The sequence below is a fragment of the Bradyrhizobium sp. Unk1 genome, assembly GCF_059512345.1.
Genome location: NZ_JCAMOP010000035.1, coordinates 68,490 through 84,024, shown reverse-complemented (window position 1 = coordinate 84,024; position 15,535 = coordinate 68,490). Strand labels below are relative to the sequence as shown.

The window sequence follows — 15,535 nt, the reverse complement described above, 5'->3', positions numbered from 1 at the left end:
GAACATGTGATTGGGACGCCCTCACGGGAACGTGTAGCAATCCAGGAATTGCACCGCACGTCCCTAAGCGTTTCCAGCGAGCCCCGACCGATGACCGCCGACCTCACCCGCCGCACCCTGCTCCAACTCGCCGGCGCGACCTCGCTCGCGATGGCGGCGGCCGCCGCCGCTCGGGCCGAGGGCATGCCGCAAGGCGGTGGGCCGACCTATGCCAGCCGCACGCCGATGCGGGTGGGCATGGTGACGCTCCGGGTCAAGAACCTCGACAAGGTCGCGGACTACTACCGCGACGTGATCGGACTGACCGTGATCGAGCGCTCCGCGACCGCCGCGACGCTCGGCACGGCCGGCATCACGCTGCTCGTGCTGGAAGCCCGTCCCGAGGCCGCGATCGAGCCGCGCAACGCCGCGGGCCTCTACCACACCGCCTTCCTGATGCCGTCGCGCAAAGATCTCGCGCGCTGGCTGGTGCACGCCGCCTCGCATCGCGTGCCGCTGTCGGGCTTCGCCGATCATCTCGTCAGCGAATCCGTCTATCTCGACGACCCCGAAGGCAACGGCATCGAGGTCTATGCCGACCGCGATCCCTCGCAATGGCAGTGGAGCGAGGGCAGCGTGAAGATGGCGAGCGACGAGCTCAACATCCCCGACCTCTTGTCGCTGACCAACACGCGCGTCGCAGACTACGCCAAGGCACCGGACGGTCTGCGCGTCGGCCACATGCATTTGCGTGTCGGCGATCTCGCCGAGGCCGAACGATTCTATCACGGCACGGTCGGCCTCGATCCGACCCGCCGCCGTGGCGGCGCCGCGTTCCTGTCGTCGGGCCGCTATCACCATCACCTCGGCATGAACGTCTGGCAGAGCCAGGGGGCCGGCCAACGCGACGATCAGACCACGGGGCTTGCCTGGTTCTCGCTGGTGATGGCGAAGCAGGACATTCTCGCTGCGCAGGAGGAACGCCTGCGCAAGGGCGGCGCGCAGGTCACTGCGCTCGCCAACGGTCTGGAGGCCGTCGATCCCTGGGGCACGCGGGTGCGCCTGATCAGGGTTTGATCGCCGGCACGGGCATTGCTATGACCGGTCAGGCGCTAGCCAGTTTTCCGGGGTTCAGCCTGACATGTCCGATTTTCACGGCGTCTTTCCTTATCTTGTTTCGCCCGTCGATGCCGATGGCACGGTGCGCACCGAGGTCCTCGGCAAGCTCTGCGACGATCTGATCGGCGCCGGCGTGCACGGGCTGACGCCGCTGGGTTCGACCGGCGAGTTCGCCTATCTCAATGCCGCGCAACGCAGCGCGATCGTGCAGACCACCATCCAGGCCGCGAAGGGACGCGTGCCGGTTGTGGCCGGCGTCGCCTCCACCTCGACGGCGGATGCGGTGGCGCAGGCGAAGGCCTATCAAAGACTCGGCGCCAACGGCATTCTGGCGATCCTGGAAGCGTACTTTCCGCTCGCCGATGCCCAGGTGGAATCCTATTTCCGCAGCATCGCGGATGCCGTGGACATCCCCGTCGTCATCTATACCAATCCGCAATTCCAGCGCTCCGATCTCACGCTCGACATCATCGCGCGCCTCGCTGAACATCCGCGCATCGGCTACATCAAGGACGCCTCGACCAACACCGGCCGGCTGCTCTCGATCATGAACCGCTGCGGCGATGCCTTGCGCGTGTTCTCGGCCTCCGCCCATATCCCGGCCGCGGTGATGCTGATCGGCGGGCTCGGCTGGATGGCGGGACCGGCCTGCATCATCCCGCGCCAGAGCGTCGCACTCTACGACCTCTGCAAGGCCGGCCGCTGGGACGAGGCCATGGCGCTCCAGCGCAGACTGTGGCGGATCAACGAGGCCTTTGCCCGATTCAACCTCGCCGCCTGCATCAAGGCGGGGCTGGCGATCCAGGGCTACGACGTCGGCGATCCCGTCCCGCCGCAGGCCGCGCTGTCGGCCGACGCCCGCAAGGTCGTGGGAGCGGCGTTGAGGGAGCTTGATTAACGAGCGGTCGTCCCCGCGATCGGTGCCGTAGGGTGGGCAAAGCGTAGCGTGCCCACCATTTGCCCGTCATTGAGGGTGGTGGGCACGGCGCGCGAAGAGCGCGCCTTTGCCCACCCGACGGAATCGCGGATTTGCGAGACGGCATGCCAAATCCATGCATATCCCGCCTAAAACCGCGGCTGGTATGCCTCCGATCGATCCGCTAAAAGGCTGCCCGCAGTTTCGAAAAGACCCTGAGGACCCCACGGAATGAACATTCTTCCCGGCAATTTGCGTTTCGGAGCGGGCCAGCCCGTCAAGCGTTTGGAAGACCAGCGGCTGCTCACCGGGAAGGGTCAGTTCATCGACGACAAGCCGGAGGAGGGCGCGCTGTGGTTGCATGTGCTGCGCTCGCCGCATGCCCACGCGAAGATCGTCTCGATCGACACCAGCGCCGCGGCCGCCATGCCCGGCGTCACCGCGATCTACACCGGCGCTGACCTCATCAAGGACGACATCGGCACCATCCCGACCTTGAGCATCTTCAAGCGCCCCGACGGCAAGCCCATGACGGTGCCGCCGCGCCGCCTGCTCGCCCATGAGATCGTGCGTTACACCGGCGAAGCCGTGGCCGCAGTGGTGGCCGCCTCGCGCGCCGAGGCGCAGAGCGCGGCCGAGGCCATCGTCGTCGAATACGATGTGCAGCCCGCCGTGGTCGACCCCGTCGAGGCCGTAAAACCCGGCGCGCCCGTGGTGTGGCCGGAGGCGCCCGACAACATCGTCGGCGCGATGAGCTATGGCGATGCCGCCAAGGCGGACGAGGCGTTTGCCAAGGCTGCGCATACGGTCGAGCTCGACATCGTCAGCCAGCGTCTGGTGCCCTCCGCGATGGAGCCGCGCTCGACCATTGCCGAGATCGACAAGAAGACCGGCCGTCTCCTCCTGCATGTGCAGTCGCAGACGCCGGCCTCGACCCGCGACGTGCTGGCGGAAGCCGTGCTCAAGCGCCCCAAGGACAGCGTCCGCGTGCTGGTCAGCGACATCGGCGGCGGCTTTGGTCAGAAGACCAACCTCTATCCGGAAGACGGCATCGTCGCCTATGCCGCGACCAAGCTGAACAGGAAGATCCGCTGGCGCGGCGACCGCACCGACGAATTCGTCGGCGGCACCCACGGCCGCGATCTCACCTCGACCGCGTCGTTCGCGCTCGACGAGAAGGGCAAGGTGCTGGCCTATCGCGTCAAGTCGATCGGTTGCACCGGCGCTTACTCCTCGGGTGCGGCGAACATCATTCCGCTGGTGCTAGGGCCGTTCGTGCAGACCGGCGTCTACGATTTGCCGCTGGTGCATTTCGAGGTGCAGTCGGTGATGACCCACACCGCGCCGGTCGGTGCCTATCGCGGTGCCGGTCGTCCCGAAGCGGTGTTCATCGTCGAGCGCCTGTTCGACGCAGCCGCCCGAAAGATCGGCATGGATCCGCGCGCGATCCGGAAGGTGAATTACATCAAGCCGGCACAGCTGCCCTACACCAACGCCGCCGGGCAGGTTTACGATTCCGGCGCCTTTGCGCACATGCTCGATCGCGCCGTGAAGTTGGCCGATTGGGACGGCTTTGCCGCGCGCAAGAAGGCGGCGAAGAAGAAGGGCCTGCTCTACGGCCGCGGGCTCACCTCCTACATCGAATGGACCGGCGGCCGCGCCCACACCGAGAAGGTCAGCCTGCACGCGACCTCGCAGGGTCGGGTGGTTCTACACTCCGGCACCATGGCGATGGGGCAGGGGCTGCAGACCACCTACACCCAGATGATCTCCGACACGCTCGGCATTGCCATGGACAAGATCGACGTCGTCCAGGGTGACACTGATCTCGCCATGGGCTTTGGCAGCGTCGGCTCGCGTTCGCTGTTCGTTGGCGGCACGGCGGTCGCGGTCTCGTCGAATGATTTGATCCAGAAGGCGCGCGAGAAGGCGGCGAACGTGCTCGAGACCTCGGTCGAGGACATCGAATATCAGGGCGGCATGCTCACCGTGGTCGGCACCGACCGCCGCATCAGCCTGTTCGATCTCGCCGAGAAGGAGGGCGGCGCCAAGCTCAGCGTCGATTCCGAAGGCGAGGTCGATGGCCCGAGCTGGCCGAACGGCACGCATATCTGCGAGGTCGAGATCGATCCGGAGACCGGCGTCTCCCGCGTCGTGCGCTACACCACCGTCGACGACGTCGGTGTCGCCGTGAACCCGATGCTGGTCACCGGCCAGATCCATGGCGGCGTCGCGCAGGGCATCGGTCAGGCGCTCTATGAGGGCGTCTCGTATGATTCCGACGGTCAGCTCCTCACCGCGAGCTACCAGGATTACTGCATCCCGCGCGCCGACGACGTGCCGCCGATCGTGGTGACGCTGGACGATTCCGCGCCCTGCCGCACCAATCCGCTCGGCGCCAAGGGCTGCGGCGAATCCGGCGCCATCGGCGGCCCGCCCTGCGTCACCAACGGCGTGATGGATGCGCTCGCCGAGCTCGGCATCACCCAGCTCAACACGCCGCTGACGCCGCAGAAGATATGGAAGGCGATCAAGGACGCGAAGGTGGCAGGCTAAGAGGGCGGTGCTTAGCCGGATGGAGCGTAGCGAAATCCGGGCCCGCGCTATTGCCACAACGTCATTGCGAGCGCAGCGAAGCAATCCAGAATCTTTCCGCGGAGGAAGTCTGGATTGCTTCGTCGCAAGGGCTCCTCGCAATGACGGCGGAGAGAGTTGTGGCCCTCAAATCCCCAGCATCATCTTCGCAATAATATCGCGCTGGATCTCCGAGGTGCCGCCGAAGATCGTGTAGGCCCGGCCGTTGAGATATTCCGGCACCACCGTCAGCATCTCCTCAGGCGTCGCCGGCGCGTGGTTGAGCTTGTAGAGCGGGCGCATCGGTTCGACCGCGAGGGCGTCGTGACCGATCACGTCGGCCCCCAGCCGTGTCACGGCCTGGCGGATCTCGCTATTGCGCAGCTTCAGGATCGACGACACCGCGCCGGGATTTTGGCCGGTCTGAAGTGCGGAGAGCACGCGCAGCTCGGTCATCTCCAGTGCGTCGATGTCGATTTCGACCTCGGAGATGCGCGCGGCGACATCCGGACTGTCGATCGCGCGTCCCGTCAGGTCCGACTCGGCCAGCTCCGCGATCGCCTTCAACCCCTCGCGCAGCTTCGCTGACGCAATGCCGGAGCCGCGCTCGAACTCGAGCAGATATTTGCCGTAGGTCCAGCCCTTGCCTTCGTCGCCGACGCGATTGGCCACGGGCACCCGCACATCGTCGAAGAACACCTGGTTGACCTCGTGGTCGCCGCCGATGGTGATGATCGGGCGTGTCGTGATACCCGGCGTCGTCATGTCGATCAGAATAAAACTGATGCCGTCCTGCTGCCGCGGCCCCTCGCTGGTGCGCACCAGCGCGAACATGCGGTTGGCGTGGTGCGCATGGGTGGTCCAGATTTTCGTGCCGTTGATGATGTAGTCGTCGCCGTCGCGCACCGCGCGCGTCTTCAGTGAGGACAGGTCGGAGCCGGAGCCCGGCTCGGAATAGCCCTGGCACCAATAGTCTTCGCCGGAGAGAATGCGCGGCAGATAAAAATTCTTCTGCTCCGCCGAGCCGAAGCCGATGATGACGGGCCCGACCATCTTCACGCCCATCACGTTGACGTTGGGCACGCCAGCGCGCGCGGATTCAGTCTCGAAAATCCAGCGCTGCGCCGGCGTCCAGTCCGGGCCGCCATGTTCGGCCGGCCAGCCCGGCGCGCCCCAGCCCTGCCGGTGCAGCGCGCGCTGCCAAGCCATGCCGATATCCGGATCGGAGAACACCGACGGCGTCAGCGCGGTTGCGCGCTTCATCTCTTCGGTGAGATTCTTGGCGATGAAGCCGCGCACCTCGTCCTGGAAGGCGCGCTCCTCGGCGTTGAACGAGAGGTCCATGATGCGCTCCTTGTGTCAGGCCGTGCGGCTAAGCTGGGCGTGGCGGCTAAAATGATGCGCGCTGCCGCCGAACAGCGTGTCGAAGGCGACCAGCCGTTTGAAATAGGCGCCGACCTCGAGCTCCTCGGTGACGCCCATGCCGCCGTGGAGCTGGATCGACTGCTCGCCGACGAAGCGCGCGCATTTGCCGATCTTCGCTTTCGCGCCCGACGCAGCCCGCGCGCGCTCGACCGGCGGGCTATCTGCTTTCAGCGCGGCGCGCAGCGCCATCGAGCGCGCCTCGTCGACCTGCATTGCCATGTCGGCGAGGCGGTGGCGGATCACCTGGTTCGCGGAGAGCGGCCGGCCGAACTGCTTTCGGATCTTGGTGTATTCCAGCGTAGTGTCGAGCAGCGTCTGCATGATGCCGACGGCTTCCGCGCCAAGCGCGGCCATGGCGCGATCGACGGCCAATTCGATCGCGGGCAGGGCATCGCTGCCGTCACCCAGGAGAGCGTCCTCCGGTAGCTCGACGCCTGATAGTTCGATGTTGCAGGCCCGGCCGCCGCCGAGGCGCTCATAGTCGTTGATGGCGACGCTCGGCGTCTTTGCCGGGACCAGGAGCAGGCCGATCCACCCCGATGGTCCCTTATGGTCGTGGATATGCGCGGAGACGATGATCTCGTCGGCGGCGTGGCCGTCGAGCACCGCGATTTTGCTGCCGGCAAGACGCCAGCCTTGCGCCGTCTTGTGGGCGACGGTCGCGACCTTGGCGAGATCGAACCGCGCCGCGCGCTCGGAATGGGCGAAGGCGAGTTTCAGTGATCCGTCCGCGACCTTCGGCAGCCTCGCCTGCTTCTGCGTCGTGCTGCCGCACTTCTCGATCAGCGCCGCTCCCAGCACGACCGTCGCGACATACGGCTCGGACACCAGCCCGCGGCCAAAAGCTTCCATCAGAATGCCGATCTCGACCGCGCCGCCACCGAGCCCGTCAAACTCTTCGGGAATCGGCAGCGCCAGCCAGCCAAGCTCGGCGAACTGCTTCCACACCGCAGGGCTGAAGCCGGACGAGTCCTTCGCCATCTTGCGGCGATGATCGGCGTCGTAGCTTTCGGCCACGAAGCGATCCGCGCTCTCGCGCAGCAGCCGTTGCTCGTCACTGAGATTGAGGTCCATGTCGTTACTCCGCGGCCGCCGGCGGCTTGCGCACGGAGGGATGCAGTCCGGATGGATCGACCACCGTGCCGAACTCGTGAAGGTTATGGGCGTGACAGAGCTGATGCAGCGCAAAGGCCTGGTCGATCGCGGCGGGCTGGCCCATCACATCGACCGAGCGATTCACCGCTTCCTTGGTCAGCTTCAGCGCGAAGGACGGCTTTGATGCGATCCGGCGCGCCAGCTCCAGCACCGACGCTGAAAGTTCCGTGCGCGGCACGACCCGGTTGACCATGCCGAGCTGATGCGCCTCCTGCGCGCTCCAGCTGTCGGCAGTGAACAGGAATTCCTTGGCCTTGCGCGGGCCGAGCTCCCAGGGATGCACGAACCATTCGACGCCGCAGACGCCCATGGTCACCACGGGATCGCAGAACTGCGCATCGTCGCTGGCGACGATGAGGTCGCAGGCCCAGGCCAGCATCAGCCCACCGGCGATGCATTTGCCGTGCACCTCGGCAATGGTCGGCTTGGCGAGGTTGCGCCAGCGCCGCGTGATCTGGAGATAGATTTCCTGTTCGCGCGCGAAGCGGCCATGCGCGTTCGCCTCCGCAAAGCCACCCCAATTTCCGATCGGCGGAAAATCGGCACCTGCGGCATTCTTGCCGCCGGGACGCAAATCGTGCCCTGAGGAGAAGTGCGGCCCGTTGCCGGCGAGGATGATGACCTTGACCGCATCGTCCTGCACCGCCTCGTCGAACGCGGCGTTGAGGTCGTAGGTCATCTGCAGGTTCTGCGCATTGCGCGCCTCGGGCCGGTTCATCACGATCCGGACAATCGCCGGCTCCGGCCGCTCCACGAGGATGGTCTCGAACGAGGACATGGCGCTTCCCCCTAGCGTTTCCGTTCTTGTTTTGCTCAAGTTGACTATGTCGGCCAGGGATAGGCAAGAGGCTTGCGTAAATCGGCTGCTTTTCGTGTCCAATCTGGTAGTTTGCGTCAGATTCCACCGGGAGAAATCTGATGCGCAAGATCCTGACCGTGCTGGCGGCTCTGGCCTCGCTGAGCCTGACCAACTGCGGCTACAACGCCATCCAGAGCGAGGACGAGCAGATCAAGGGCAACTGGTCCGAGGTCGTGAACCAGTATCAGCGCCGCGCCGATCTCGTGCCCAGTCTCGTCAACTCGGTGAAGGGCTTTGCGCAGCAGGAGAAGGACGTGCTGCTCGGCGTCACCAATGCGCGCGCCAAGGTCGGCAGCATCCAGGCGACGCCCGAGGTGCTGAACGACCCCGCCGCCTTCCAGAAGTTCCAGGCCGCCCAGGGCGAGCTCTCCAGCGCGCTGTCGCGTCTCTTGGTCGTCACCGAGAACTATCCGCAGCTCAAGTCGGACGCGCTGTTCAAGGATCTGATGTCGCAGCTCGAAGGCACCGAGAACCGCATCACGGTCGCGCGCAACCGCTACATCAAGGCGGTGCAGGACTATAACGTCACCATCCGCTCGTTTCCGAGCAACCTCACCGCGATGATGTTCGGCTACAAGGAGAAGCCGAATTTCTCGGTCGACAACGAGAAGGAAATCTCGACCGCGCCGAAGGTCGATTTCAATCCGGCGCCTGCGCCGGCGCCGTCGAAGTAGCTGCGCGCCGTTTTGCGAATGCGCCCAGCCCCACCCACCGCCGTCATTCCCCGCGAAGGCGGGGAATCCAGTACGCCGCGGCTTCTCCGTAATCCGCTGGCGTCTCTGGAATACTGGATCGCCCGGTCAAGCCGGGCGATGACAGCGGGGTTGTGGCGAGCCTGTTCGGTCTTCTCGTCGTGTGTCTTCGCGATCGCACTCCTCTTCGTCTTCGCATTCCCCGCCTTCGCCGATGTCGCCGTGCCGCAACTCACCGGCCGCGTGGTCGATCAGACCGGCACGCTGTCGAGCGGCGACGTCGCCGCGCTCACGCAAAAGCTGCGTGACTTCGAGACTCGAAAAGGCAGCCAGGTCGCTGTCCTGATCGTGCCGACCACGCAGCCAGAGACGATCGAGCAGTTCGCGATCCGCGTGGCGGACGCCTGGAAGATCGGCCGCAAGAAGGTGGACGACGGCGCGATCCTCGTCGTCGCCAAGAATGACCGCCATTTGCGCATCGAGGTCGGCTACGGCCTCGAGGGCGCACTCACCGACGTCACCTCGCGGCGGATCATCGACGAGATCATCACACCGAAGTTCAGGACGGGCGATTTCGCCGGCGGTATCTCCGATGGCGTAGATCGCATGATCCGCGTGATCGACGGCGAGCCGCTGCCAGTACCTTCGCCGACTGTGAATTTCGGCAATCTGGACGATCTCGCGCCGCTGTTCATTGTGACGCTGTTCGCCTCCATCGGGGTCGGCGGGTTCTTCCGGGCCATGCTGGGACGGCTGGTCGGATCGTTGGCGACCGGTGGCATCATCGCAGCGCTGACCTGGCTCATTCTCGGCTCTCTCACGCTGGCGATGGCGCTCGGCGTCGTCGGTTTCATTATCGGCTTCATCGCCGATCTGTTTTCGGCGATGGCGCCAAGCTCGGGGTCGTCGCGCGGCGGCTCGTGGTCGAGCGGTTCTTCGGGCGGCGGCTGGAGCAGCGGATCGTCGTCCAGCGACAGCGGCGGATTCAGCGGCGGTGGTGGCAGTTTTGGCGGCGGCGGCGCCTCGGGGAGCTGGTAGCGGTCATGAGGATCAAGCGCATTGCCAGACATCTCGTGCAGCATCATTGGCGCGCGAAGCAGATCTTTCCACCAGCCGTGCTCGCCCGCATCGAGCAGGCGATCAAGCAGGGTGAGACCGCGCATTCCGGCCAGGTCCGTTTCGTCGTCGAAGGCGCGCTCGACGGGCGGCCACTGTTCCGCAACCAGCCGGCCCGCGCGCGCGCGCTCGATGTGTTCTCTCACTTGCGCATCTGGGATACCGCGCACAACAACGGCGTCCTGATCTATCTCCTGCTTGCCGATCGCGACGTCGAGATCGTGGCCGACCGCGGCATTCATGCGAAGGTCGGTGACGAGGGCTGGGAGAACATCTGCCGCGCGATGGAGGCCGAGTTCGCCTCCGGCCAGTTCGAGCGCGGCGTGATCGGCGGCATCGCTGCGGTATCGCGCGAGCTGTCGCGGCATTTTCCGCCGCAGGGCCCGCACGCGAACGAACTGCCGGATGCGCCGGTCGTGATGTGACGGATAGTGATTGGGAGCCGGCGGGTGCGGCGCGCTCCGTCATTGCGAGCGCAGCGAAGCAATCCAGACTGCGGCTTTGGAAAGATTCTGGATTGCTTCGCTGCGCTCGCAATGACGGTGTGGAGGCAGCCATTCCGCGGCCGTTCATCTTCCCCCGCTTACAATTTGTTTCACGCCTGCCACACCGGTTCCACGTTCCCGGCCAAATTCGGCCCCGGATGACTTCCTAAAATTTCGGTAAGCGGGTCCCTAAGTAAGGATTTCGCAAGCAATGAAAGTTACCAAAAGGTCAATCCAGAGTGGAGTATTCGAACTGTGAGCGAACCAATGGCTGAGCAGGCTGCCCGAGAGATCGGCGAAGAGATCGGCGAACAGGCGAGCGTCGTCGAACCCGCCGCGACTGCACCTGCCGTCGAGGCTGCCGGCATCGAGGCCCCCTCGATCGCCCCGGACCATGAGTCGCCGCCCAAGCCGGATCCCGTCAAGGTGGAAGCCCCCAAGGTCGAGCCGCCAAGAATCGAGGCATCGAGAATCGAGGCGCCGAAGTTCGAAGCCAAAGCCGAGACCAAGCCCGAGCCGAAGCCCGGCAAGCTCATCGTCATGGCACCGTCGGAGCGCTCCTGGGAGCGCGAGGAGTTTGCCCCGCATGTGAAGGCGGACGAGCCGCGCGAGACCGGCGGCAAGCGTCGCCTGTCGGCGATGGCCGCGGTGGTGGCGATCGCCGCCAGCGTCGGCGCCATCAGCGGCGCGCTTGCGACCGCCGGCATGATGCACTTCGCAGCCCCGGCCCCCGCGCCGGCGCAGGTCGCCGACACCAGCGCGCTGGAATCCTCGGTTGCCAGGATCGATGCCGATGTCGTCGCACTGAAGGCGAATGTCGAGCACACCTCCAAGACCGGCCTCGGCCAGTTCAACCGGGCCAATGACCGCCTCGACAAGCTTGAGAAGGCCCAGGCCGAGCCGATGGCCAAAATCGCAAAGCTGTCCGAGACCGTCGACAAGCTCCGCGCCACGCCGCCGGCGGCCCCCGCGCAGGCTGCCGCCGCCGCGAAGGAAACCACCGGCTCGATCGCGCCGACCCAAATTGCGACCGCCGCCGCCGCACCGGTTCCGACCCCTGCCGCGCCCAAGACCGAGGTCGGCCGGTTGCCGACGATCGACGGCTGGGTTCTGCGCGACGTCGCCAATGGCGGCGCGCTGATCGAGGGCCGCGGCGGCCTCTACGAGGTCTATGCCGGTGACCCCATCCCCGGAATTGGCCGCGTCGACGCGATCCGCCGCCAGGACGGCCGCTGGGTCGTCGTCACCAGCAAGGGCCTGATCGTCGCGCGTTGAGCGCTGGACATTCGACTTTCGAAGAGGCGCTTCACCACTACGTGAAGCGCCTTTTGACTTGAATAGGCCGGCTCAGGCGGTGTTACTGAAGGCATGAGCCGCGCGTTGCGAATTCTCGTTGCTGCCGCCGTCTTGCTTGGCGGGACTGTTTCGCTTTTCGCAGCGGAGAACGTGCCCTTGACGCGCGGCACGGCGATCATCGATCCCGATCTGCTCCGCAATCTCGACCACAGCGACTCGCTCACGATCTCGCGCCTGCTATGGCCGGAGCGGAACGCGGACTTTCCGTTGACGACCGATTTACTGTTCTCGTCGCTGTCGCAGCTCAAGGACATTCCATCTGCGATCGACGCGGAGTTCGACCGCTACATCATCGGGCAGAAGGCGGCGTACCCGACCGAGACCATCGGCGTCGGGGAAGGCTTTGACGTGCAGCTGTTCGATCGGGCCAATCTGAAATCGCGCGACACCCGCTTCGTGCTGGCGGGCATCGTCAATCGCATGGACCGCGCCTATGTCTCGGAGGAGTCGTGCGGTGAGATCAGGCTGATCTATCGGCTGGTGCGTTTCGAGAGTAAGCCGGAAGGTGGCAAGACCGCGACGCGTCTGCCGATGACGTTCAATCTGGTGATGAAGGCACGCGATGCGCGCCAGACCGATGCGAGCGGCAAGCCTGTCACCTGTGCTGAGGTCGCGCGGCGGTGGCTCGACAATGGCGACTGGCAGGGGCTGATCGGCGGCGGCATCTCCCCTTCCGACGCCATGCTCGATCGCATCGAGACCAATATCCAGATCTCGATCGCGCCGAAATCAGCACTGCACGATTTCCGCTCCGACTATCTGCTCAAGGTGTTCAAGTACAACGCGGCCGCGAAGACGTTCGAGGAATCGACGCTGGAGAACCAGATCGACCGCGACCGGATCGCCGCGGACGATGCGCTCCGACGTGACTTCAAGGCGTGGCTGCTTGCGCCGGAAAATCTCCGCGAGTTCGATCGCGGCACGGTGCTGATCCCCGAGAAATTCCTGGCCAAGGCCGCGGTGGTGCCGACGCCTGCCGGCCTCGATGCCTCCGGATTGCAGCCGGAGTTCGGCATGATGCAAGGGGAAGGAAAAGGGGAGGGCAAGGACAATCCCGTCTTCACCGACAACGACGTTGTCGGCGCGCTGAAGCAGGCCGCCGCGCGCGGGGACATGCAGAACATCCGCTCGGTCGCAGGCTTCCAGCGCCGCCTCAACGACGTTACCTGCGCCGGCTGCCACCAGACCCGCGGCATCGGCGGCTTCCACTTCCCGGGCGTCGATTGGCTGGCGGACAACCCGTCGAATTCCACCATCGTGCCGGCCTCGCCGCATTTCTTCGGCGACCAGGTCCGCCGCCGCGACATCCTGACCGCATTCGCCGCGGGCAAACGCCCTGATTTCTCACGCGGATTTGCCAGCCGGCCGCAGACCCGCGGCAGCCAGGAGCTGGCCGGCACCGAATATCAGGACGGCTGGGGCGCCCATTGTTCCCTGCAAAATGCGGGATCGGGAACGTCGGACAGGAGTTTTACGTCATGGAGCTGTGCTAAAGGTCTCACCTGTCAGGCTGCCGCGGCATCGAGCCGCATCGGCATGTGCTTCATCAAGACGCGTTAGCGCGTGATCCGGAAAAGTGTGCAGCGGTTTTTCGAAAAGATCACGCGCCAGATAAAACCAGCAACCGGTTTGGATGACCCATGACTGAGACCAGCGACGCCGACAAGGAGCGCAATCGCGAGATCGCGCGCAATGAGGAAGCCAAGCAGGTCACCGGCAGCATTCGCGTCAGCACCTGGGCGGTCGCGGTGGTTGTGATCGTCGGCGGGATTCTGTTCACGCTGGGGTGGCTGGCGCTGAGGGGTTAGTACCAGCGCCCTCACTTCGCGTAGTTCGTCATCCGCTTTCCCGGCAGCAGCTCATAGGCCGGCTTCCAGCCGGGCAGCGCGGCCATGCGGCCAAGCCAGGCGTGGACGGCGGGATGGCTCGCCGCGAAATCAAAACCGTGCTCATCGCTCGGATAGTGCAGGTAGGCCATCATCGAGATATCGGCGACCGTCGGCCTCGTGCCGATCGCGAAGGCATTGTGCTGGAGATGTCCGTCGAGAATGCCGAGGAAGTCCTCGAGCCGCCGGCGAAAATGCTTCAGCACCTGCGGATCGTTTTTCTCGGTGAACGCCCGCATGAAGCGGTAGGTCGCCATGTAGCCGGTGAGCTTGTGGTTGTCCCAGAACAGCCAGCGCAGCAGCTCGAACGTCTCGTCCTCGGTCTCGGCGCCGAAACGGCCGTACTGCTCGGCAAGCTTCAGCAGCAAGGGCGCGGTCTGCGTCATCTTTACGCCGTCGACCTCGAGCACGGGAATCTCGCCCATCTCGTTCACGGCCTTGCGCCATTCCGCCGTGCGCGTGACGCCGCCGCCGAAATCGGTCCATACCGGCTCGAACCTCTCGCCGCAAAGCGTCAGCATCAACGCCAGCTTGTAGCTGTTGCCGGATTCCGGGAAGTAGTGCAGGCGGTAGTTGGGCATGAGGACCTCACGAGACGCGATGTTGTCGTGAGTTTATAGCGAGATCGTCCCACGCCGTCATTGCGAGTGCAGCGAAGCAATCCAGCAATGCATCTGCGATGGGATCCTAGATTGCTTCGCTGCGCTCGCAATGACGAGGTTGCGAGGGCGTGCCGACCCTAACCAACAGCCCCCAAACCCCGCAGCTGCTTGATCGCCTTCTCGTCGTATCCCGCCCCGCGCAAAATCTCGTCACTGTGCTCGCCGACGCCGGGCGGCTTGCGCGGCTGGACCTTCTTGGCGCCGTCGATCCAGATCGGGCTGGAGATGGTGAGCATGGTGTCGTTCTCGAACGGCACCAGCACCTCGTTGTCGAGCATCTGCTTGTCGTTGGGGATGTCGTCGAGAATGCCGACGATGCCGAACACCAGGCCGTTGCCGTCGAGGATCTTGCGCCATTCGGCAAGATCCCTGGTCGCGAAGGTCTCGTCGAAGATCTTGATCAGCTCGACCGAGCGGGCGTGGCGGTCGGGTTTGGTGGCAAAGCGCGGATCGGTGATCAGGTCTTCGCGTCCCAGGCACTTGGCCAGCGTCGGGAACTGCTTCTCCTCGCTCAGCAGCGACAGGATCAGCCAGCGGCCGTCCTTGCACTGGTAATGGTTGGCGACGGCGTTGAGCGCGCGCTCGCGCGGGCGTCTCTCAGCGAACTTGGCGCCGCAGAGCTTTGCCTGCGCCAGCACGCTCGCCGCCCACACGCCGTTGGCCATCAGGTTGGAGGCGACATGCGAGCCCTTTCCGGTCTTCTCGCGCTGATACAGCGCGGTGACGATGGCGCCGTAGAACGCCATGGCGCAGGGATGGTCGCCCATGCCGGCGACCGAGCGAGCCGGCGTCGTGTGGGTGTCGGCGCGGACGAGGTCCATCAGGCCGGAGCGCGCCCAATAGGCGTTGCTGTCGAAGCCGGGCTTGTTGGCCTCTTCGCCCTTTTCGCCATAGCCGGTGAAGGAGGCGTAGATCAGCCGGTCGTTGAGATGGGCGAGATGATCATAGGTGATGCCGAGCTTGGCGCGGACGGGCGGCGGCATGTTGGTGATGAAGACGTCGGCCTCTTCCACAAGCTTGTAGAGCACGGCCTGCGCCTCCGGCTTTGCGAGGTCGAGCGCGATGCTCTTCTTGTTGCGGGCCTCCAGCAGCCAGGCGAAATTGTGCTCGCTGGTCGGATAGCCCGGAATGTTGGGCAGATTGCGGTAAGGGTCGCCGGCGCCGGGCGGCTCGATCTTGATGACGTCGGCGCCGAAATCCGACAGCACGGTCGCGGCCGCGGGCGCTGCGATGAAGCTCGCGCAGTCCAGAACCTTCAGGCCTGCAAAAATGCCCTTTTCCATCGCGGCGGTGCTCCCTCGCTCTTGTTGT

The 15,535-nt window shown here is 65.2% G+C and carries 14 protein-coding genes; 9 read left to right on the top strand and 5 right to left on the bottom strand.

Translation table 11 applies throughout. The annotated features are described in order from the left end of the window. The first annotated feature begins 90 nt into the window (after positions 1 to 90). The 3 genes from AC5ZFO_RS34805 (at position 91) to AC5ZFO_RS34795 (ending at position 4,570) form a co-directional block, all read left to right on the top strand. The gene (locus AC5ZFO_RS34805; RefSeq protein WP_282523293.1) at positions 91 to 1,056 is read left to right on the top strand and encodes a VOC family protein; all 966 of its coding nucleotides are present in this window, start codon (positions 91 to 93) and stop codon (positions 1,054 to 1,056) included. 64 nt (positions 1,057 to 1,120) lie between these two features. Then, positions 1,121 to 1,996, top strand: coding sequence for a dihydrodipicolinate synthase family protein (locus AC5ZFO_RS34800; protein WP_496123204.1), 876 nt, complete (start codon positions 1,121 to 1,123; stop codon positions 1,994 to 1,996). Positions 1,997 to 2,245: 249 nt separating this feature from the next. Then, positions 2,246 to 4,570 (top strand): xanthine dehydrogenase family protein molybdopterin-binding subunit, encoded by a 2,325-nt coding sequence (locus AC5ZFO_RS34795; RefSeq protein ID WP_282523295.1) that lies wholly within the window; start codon positions 2,246 to 2,248, stop codon positions 4,568 to 4,570. A 165-nt stretch (positions 4,571 to 4,735) separates the two neighbouring features. Here AC5ZFO_RS34795 and AC5ZFO_RS34790 read toward each other — a convergent pair whose 3' ends face one another. From AC5ZFO_RS34790 to AC5ZFO_RS34780, 3 genes are read right to left on the bottom strand one after another with little or no spacing between them, the layout of a single operon-like run. Further along, positions 4,736 to 5,932 (bottom strand): acyl-CoA dehydrogenase family protein, encoded by a 1,197-nt coding sequence (locus AC5ZFO_RS34790; RefSeq protein WP_282523296.1) that lies wholly within the window; start codon positions 5,930 to 5,932, stop codon positions 4,736 to 4,738. Between the two features lie 15 nt (positions 5,933 to 5,947). Further along, positions 5,948 to 7,087 carry an acyl-CoA dehydrogenase family protein gene (locus AC5ZFO_RS34785; protein ID WP_496123203.1) on the bottom strand — a complete coding sequence of 380 codons (1,140 nt, stop codon included), beginning with the start codon at positions 7,085 to 7,087 and terminating at the stop codon, positions 5,948 to 5,950. 4 nt (positions 7,088 to 7,091) lie between these two features. Further along, complete coding sequence (locus AC5ZFO_RS34780) at positions 7,092 to 7,946, bottom strand: enoyl-CoA hydratase (RefSeq protein ID WP_282523298.1); 855 nt, start codon at positions 7,944 to 7,946, stop codon at positions 7,092 to 7,094. Positions 7,947 to 8,086: 140 nt separating this feature from the next. Here AC5ZFO_RS34780 and AC5ZFO_RS34775 point away from each other — a divergent pair, with 140 nt between their 5' ends. The 6 genes from AC5ZFO_RS34775 to AC5ZFO_RS34750 all read left to right on the top strand — a co-directional run bounded on the left by AC5ZFO_RS34775 (position 8,087) and on the right by AC5ZFO_RS34750 (position 13,484). After that, positions 8,087 to 8,701, top strand: a complete 615-nt coding sequence (locus tag AC5ZFO_RS34775; protein WP_282523299.1) for a LemA family protein — start codon at positions 8,087 to 8,089, stop codon at positions 8,699 to 8,701. Positions 8,702 to 8,839: 138 nt separating this feature from the next. Next, the gene (locus tag AC5ZFO_RS34770; protein WP_282523300.1) at positions 8,840 to 9,757 is read left to right on the top strand and encodes a TPM domain-containing protein; all 918 of its coding nucleotides are present in this window, start codon (positions 8,840 to 8,842) and stop codon (positions 9,755 to 9,757) included. A 5-nt stretch (positions 9,758 to 9,762) separates the two neighbouring features. Beyond that, complete coding sequence (locus AC5ZFO_RS34765; RefSeq protein ID WP_282523301.1) at positions 9,763 to 10,260, top strand: TPM domain-containing protein; 498 nt, start codon at positions 9,763 to 9,765, stop codon at positions 10,258 to 10,260. Positions 10,261 to 10,587: 327 nt separating this feature from the next. Beyond that, positions 10,588 to 11,595: a hypothetical protein gene (locus AC5ZFO_RS34760; protein ID WP_496123202.1), complete on the top strand. Its 1,008-nt coding sequence runs from the start codon at positions 10,588 to 10,590 to the stop codon at positions 11,593 to 11,595. Between the two features lie 93 nt (positions 11,596 to 11,688). Then, a complete protein-coding gene (locus tag AC5ZFO_RS34755; protein WP_282523303.1) occupies positions 11,689 to 13,236 on the top strand; it encodes a hypothetical protein in 1,548 nt (515 codons plus the stop codon). A gap of 80 nt (positions 13,237 to 13,316) precedes the next feature. Next, positions 13,317 to 13,484: a hypothetical protein gene (locus tag AC5ZFO_RS34750; RefSeq protein WP_014492272.1), complete on the top strand. Its 168-nt coding sequence runs from the start codon at positions 13,317 to 13,319 to the stop codon at positions 13,482 to 13,484. 11 nt (positions 13,485 to 13,495) lie between these two features. On the opposite strand, the gene AC5ZFO_RS34745 is transcribed toward AC5ZFO_RS34750, so the two are convergent. Together AC5ZFO_RS34745 and AC5ZFO_RS34740 are read right to left on the bottom strand one after the other, a co-directional pair. Continuing rightward, positions 13,496 to 14,143, bottom strand: a complete 648-nt coding sequence (locus AC5ZFO_RS34745) for a glutathione S-transferase family protein (RefSeq protein WP_282523304.1) — start codon at positions 14,141 to 14,143, stop codon at positions 13,496 to 13,498. Between the two features lie 158 nt (positions 14,144 to 14,301). Further along, the gene (locus AC5ZFO_RS34740; protein ID WP_282523305.1) at positions 14,302 to 15,507 is read right to left on the bottom strand and encodes a CaiB/BaiF CoA transferase family protein; all 1,206 of its coding nucleotides are present in this window, start codon (positions 15,505 to 15,507) and stop codon (positions 14,302 to 14,304) included. Positions 15,508 to 15,535: the final 28 nt, after the last annotated feature.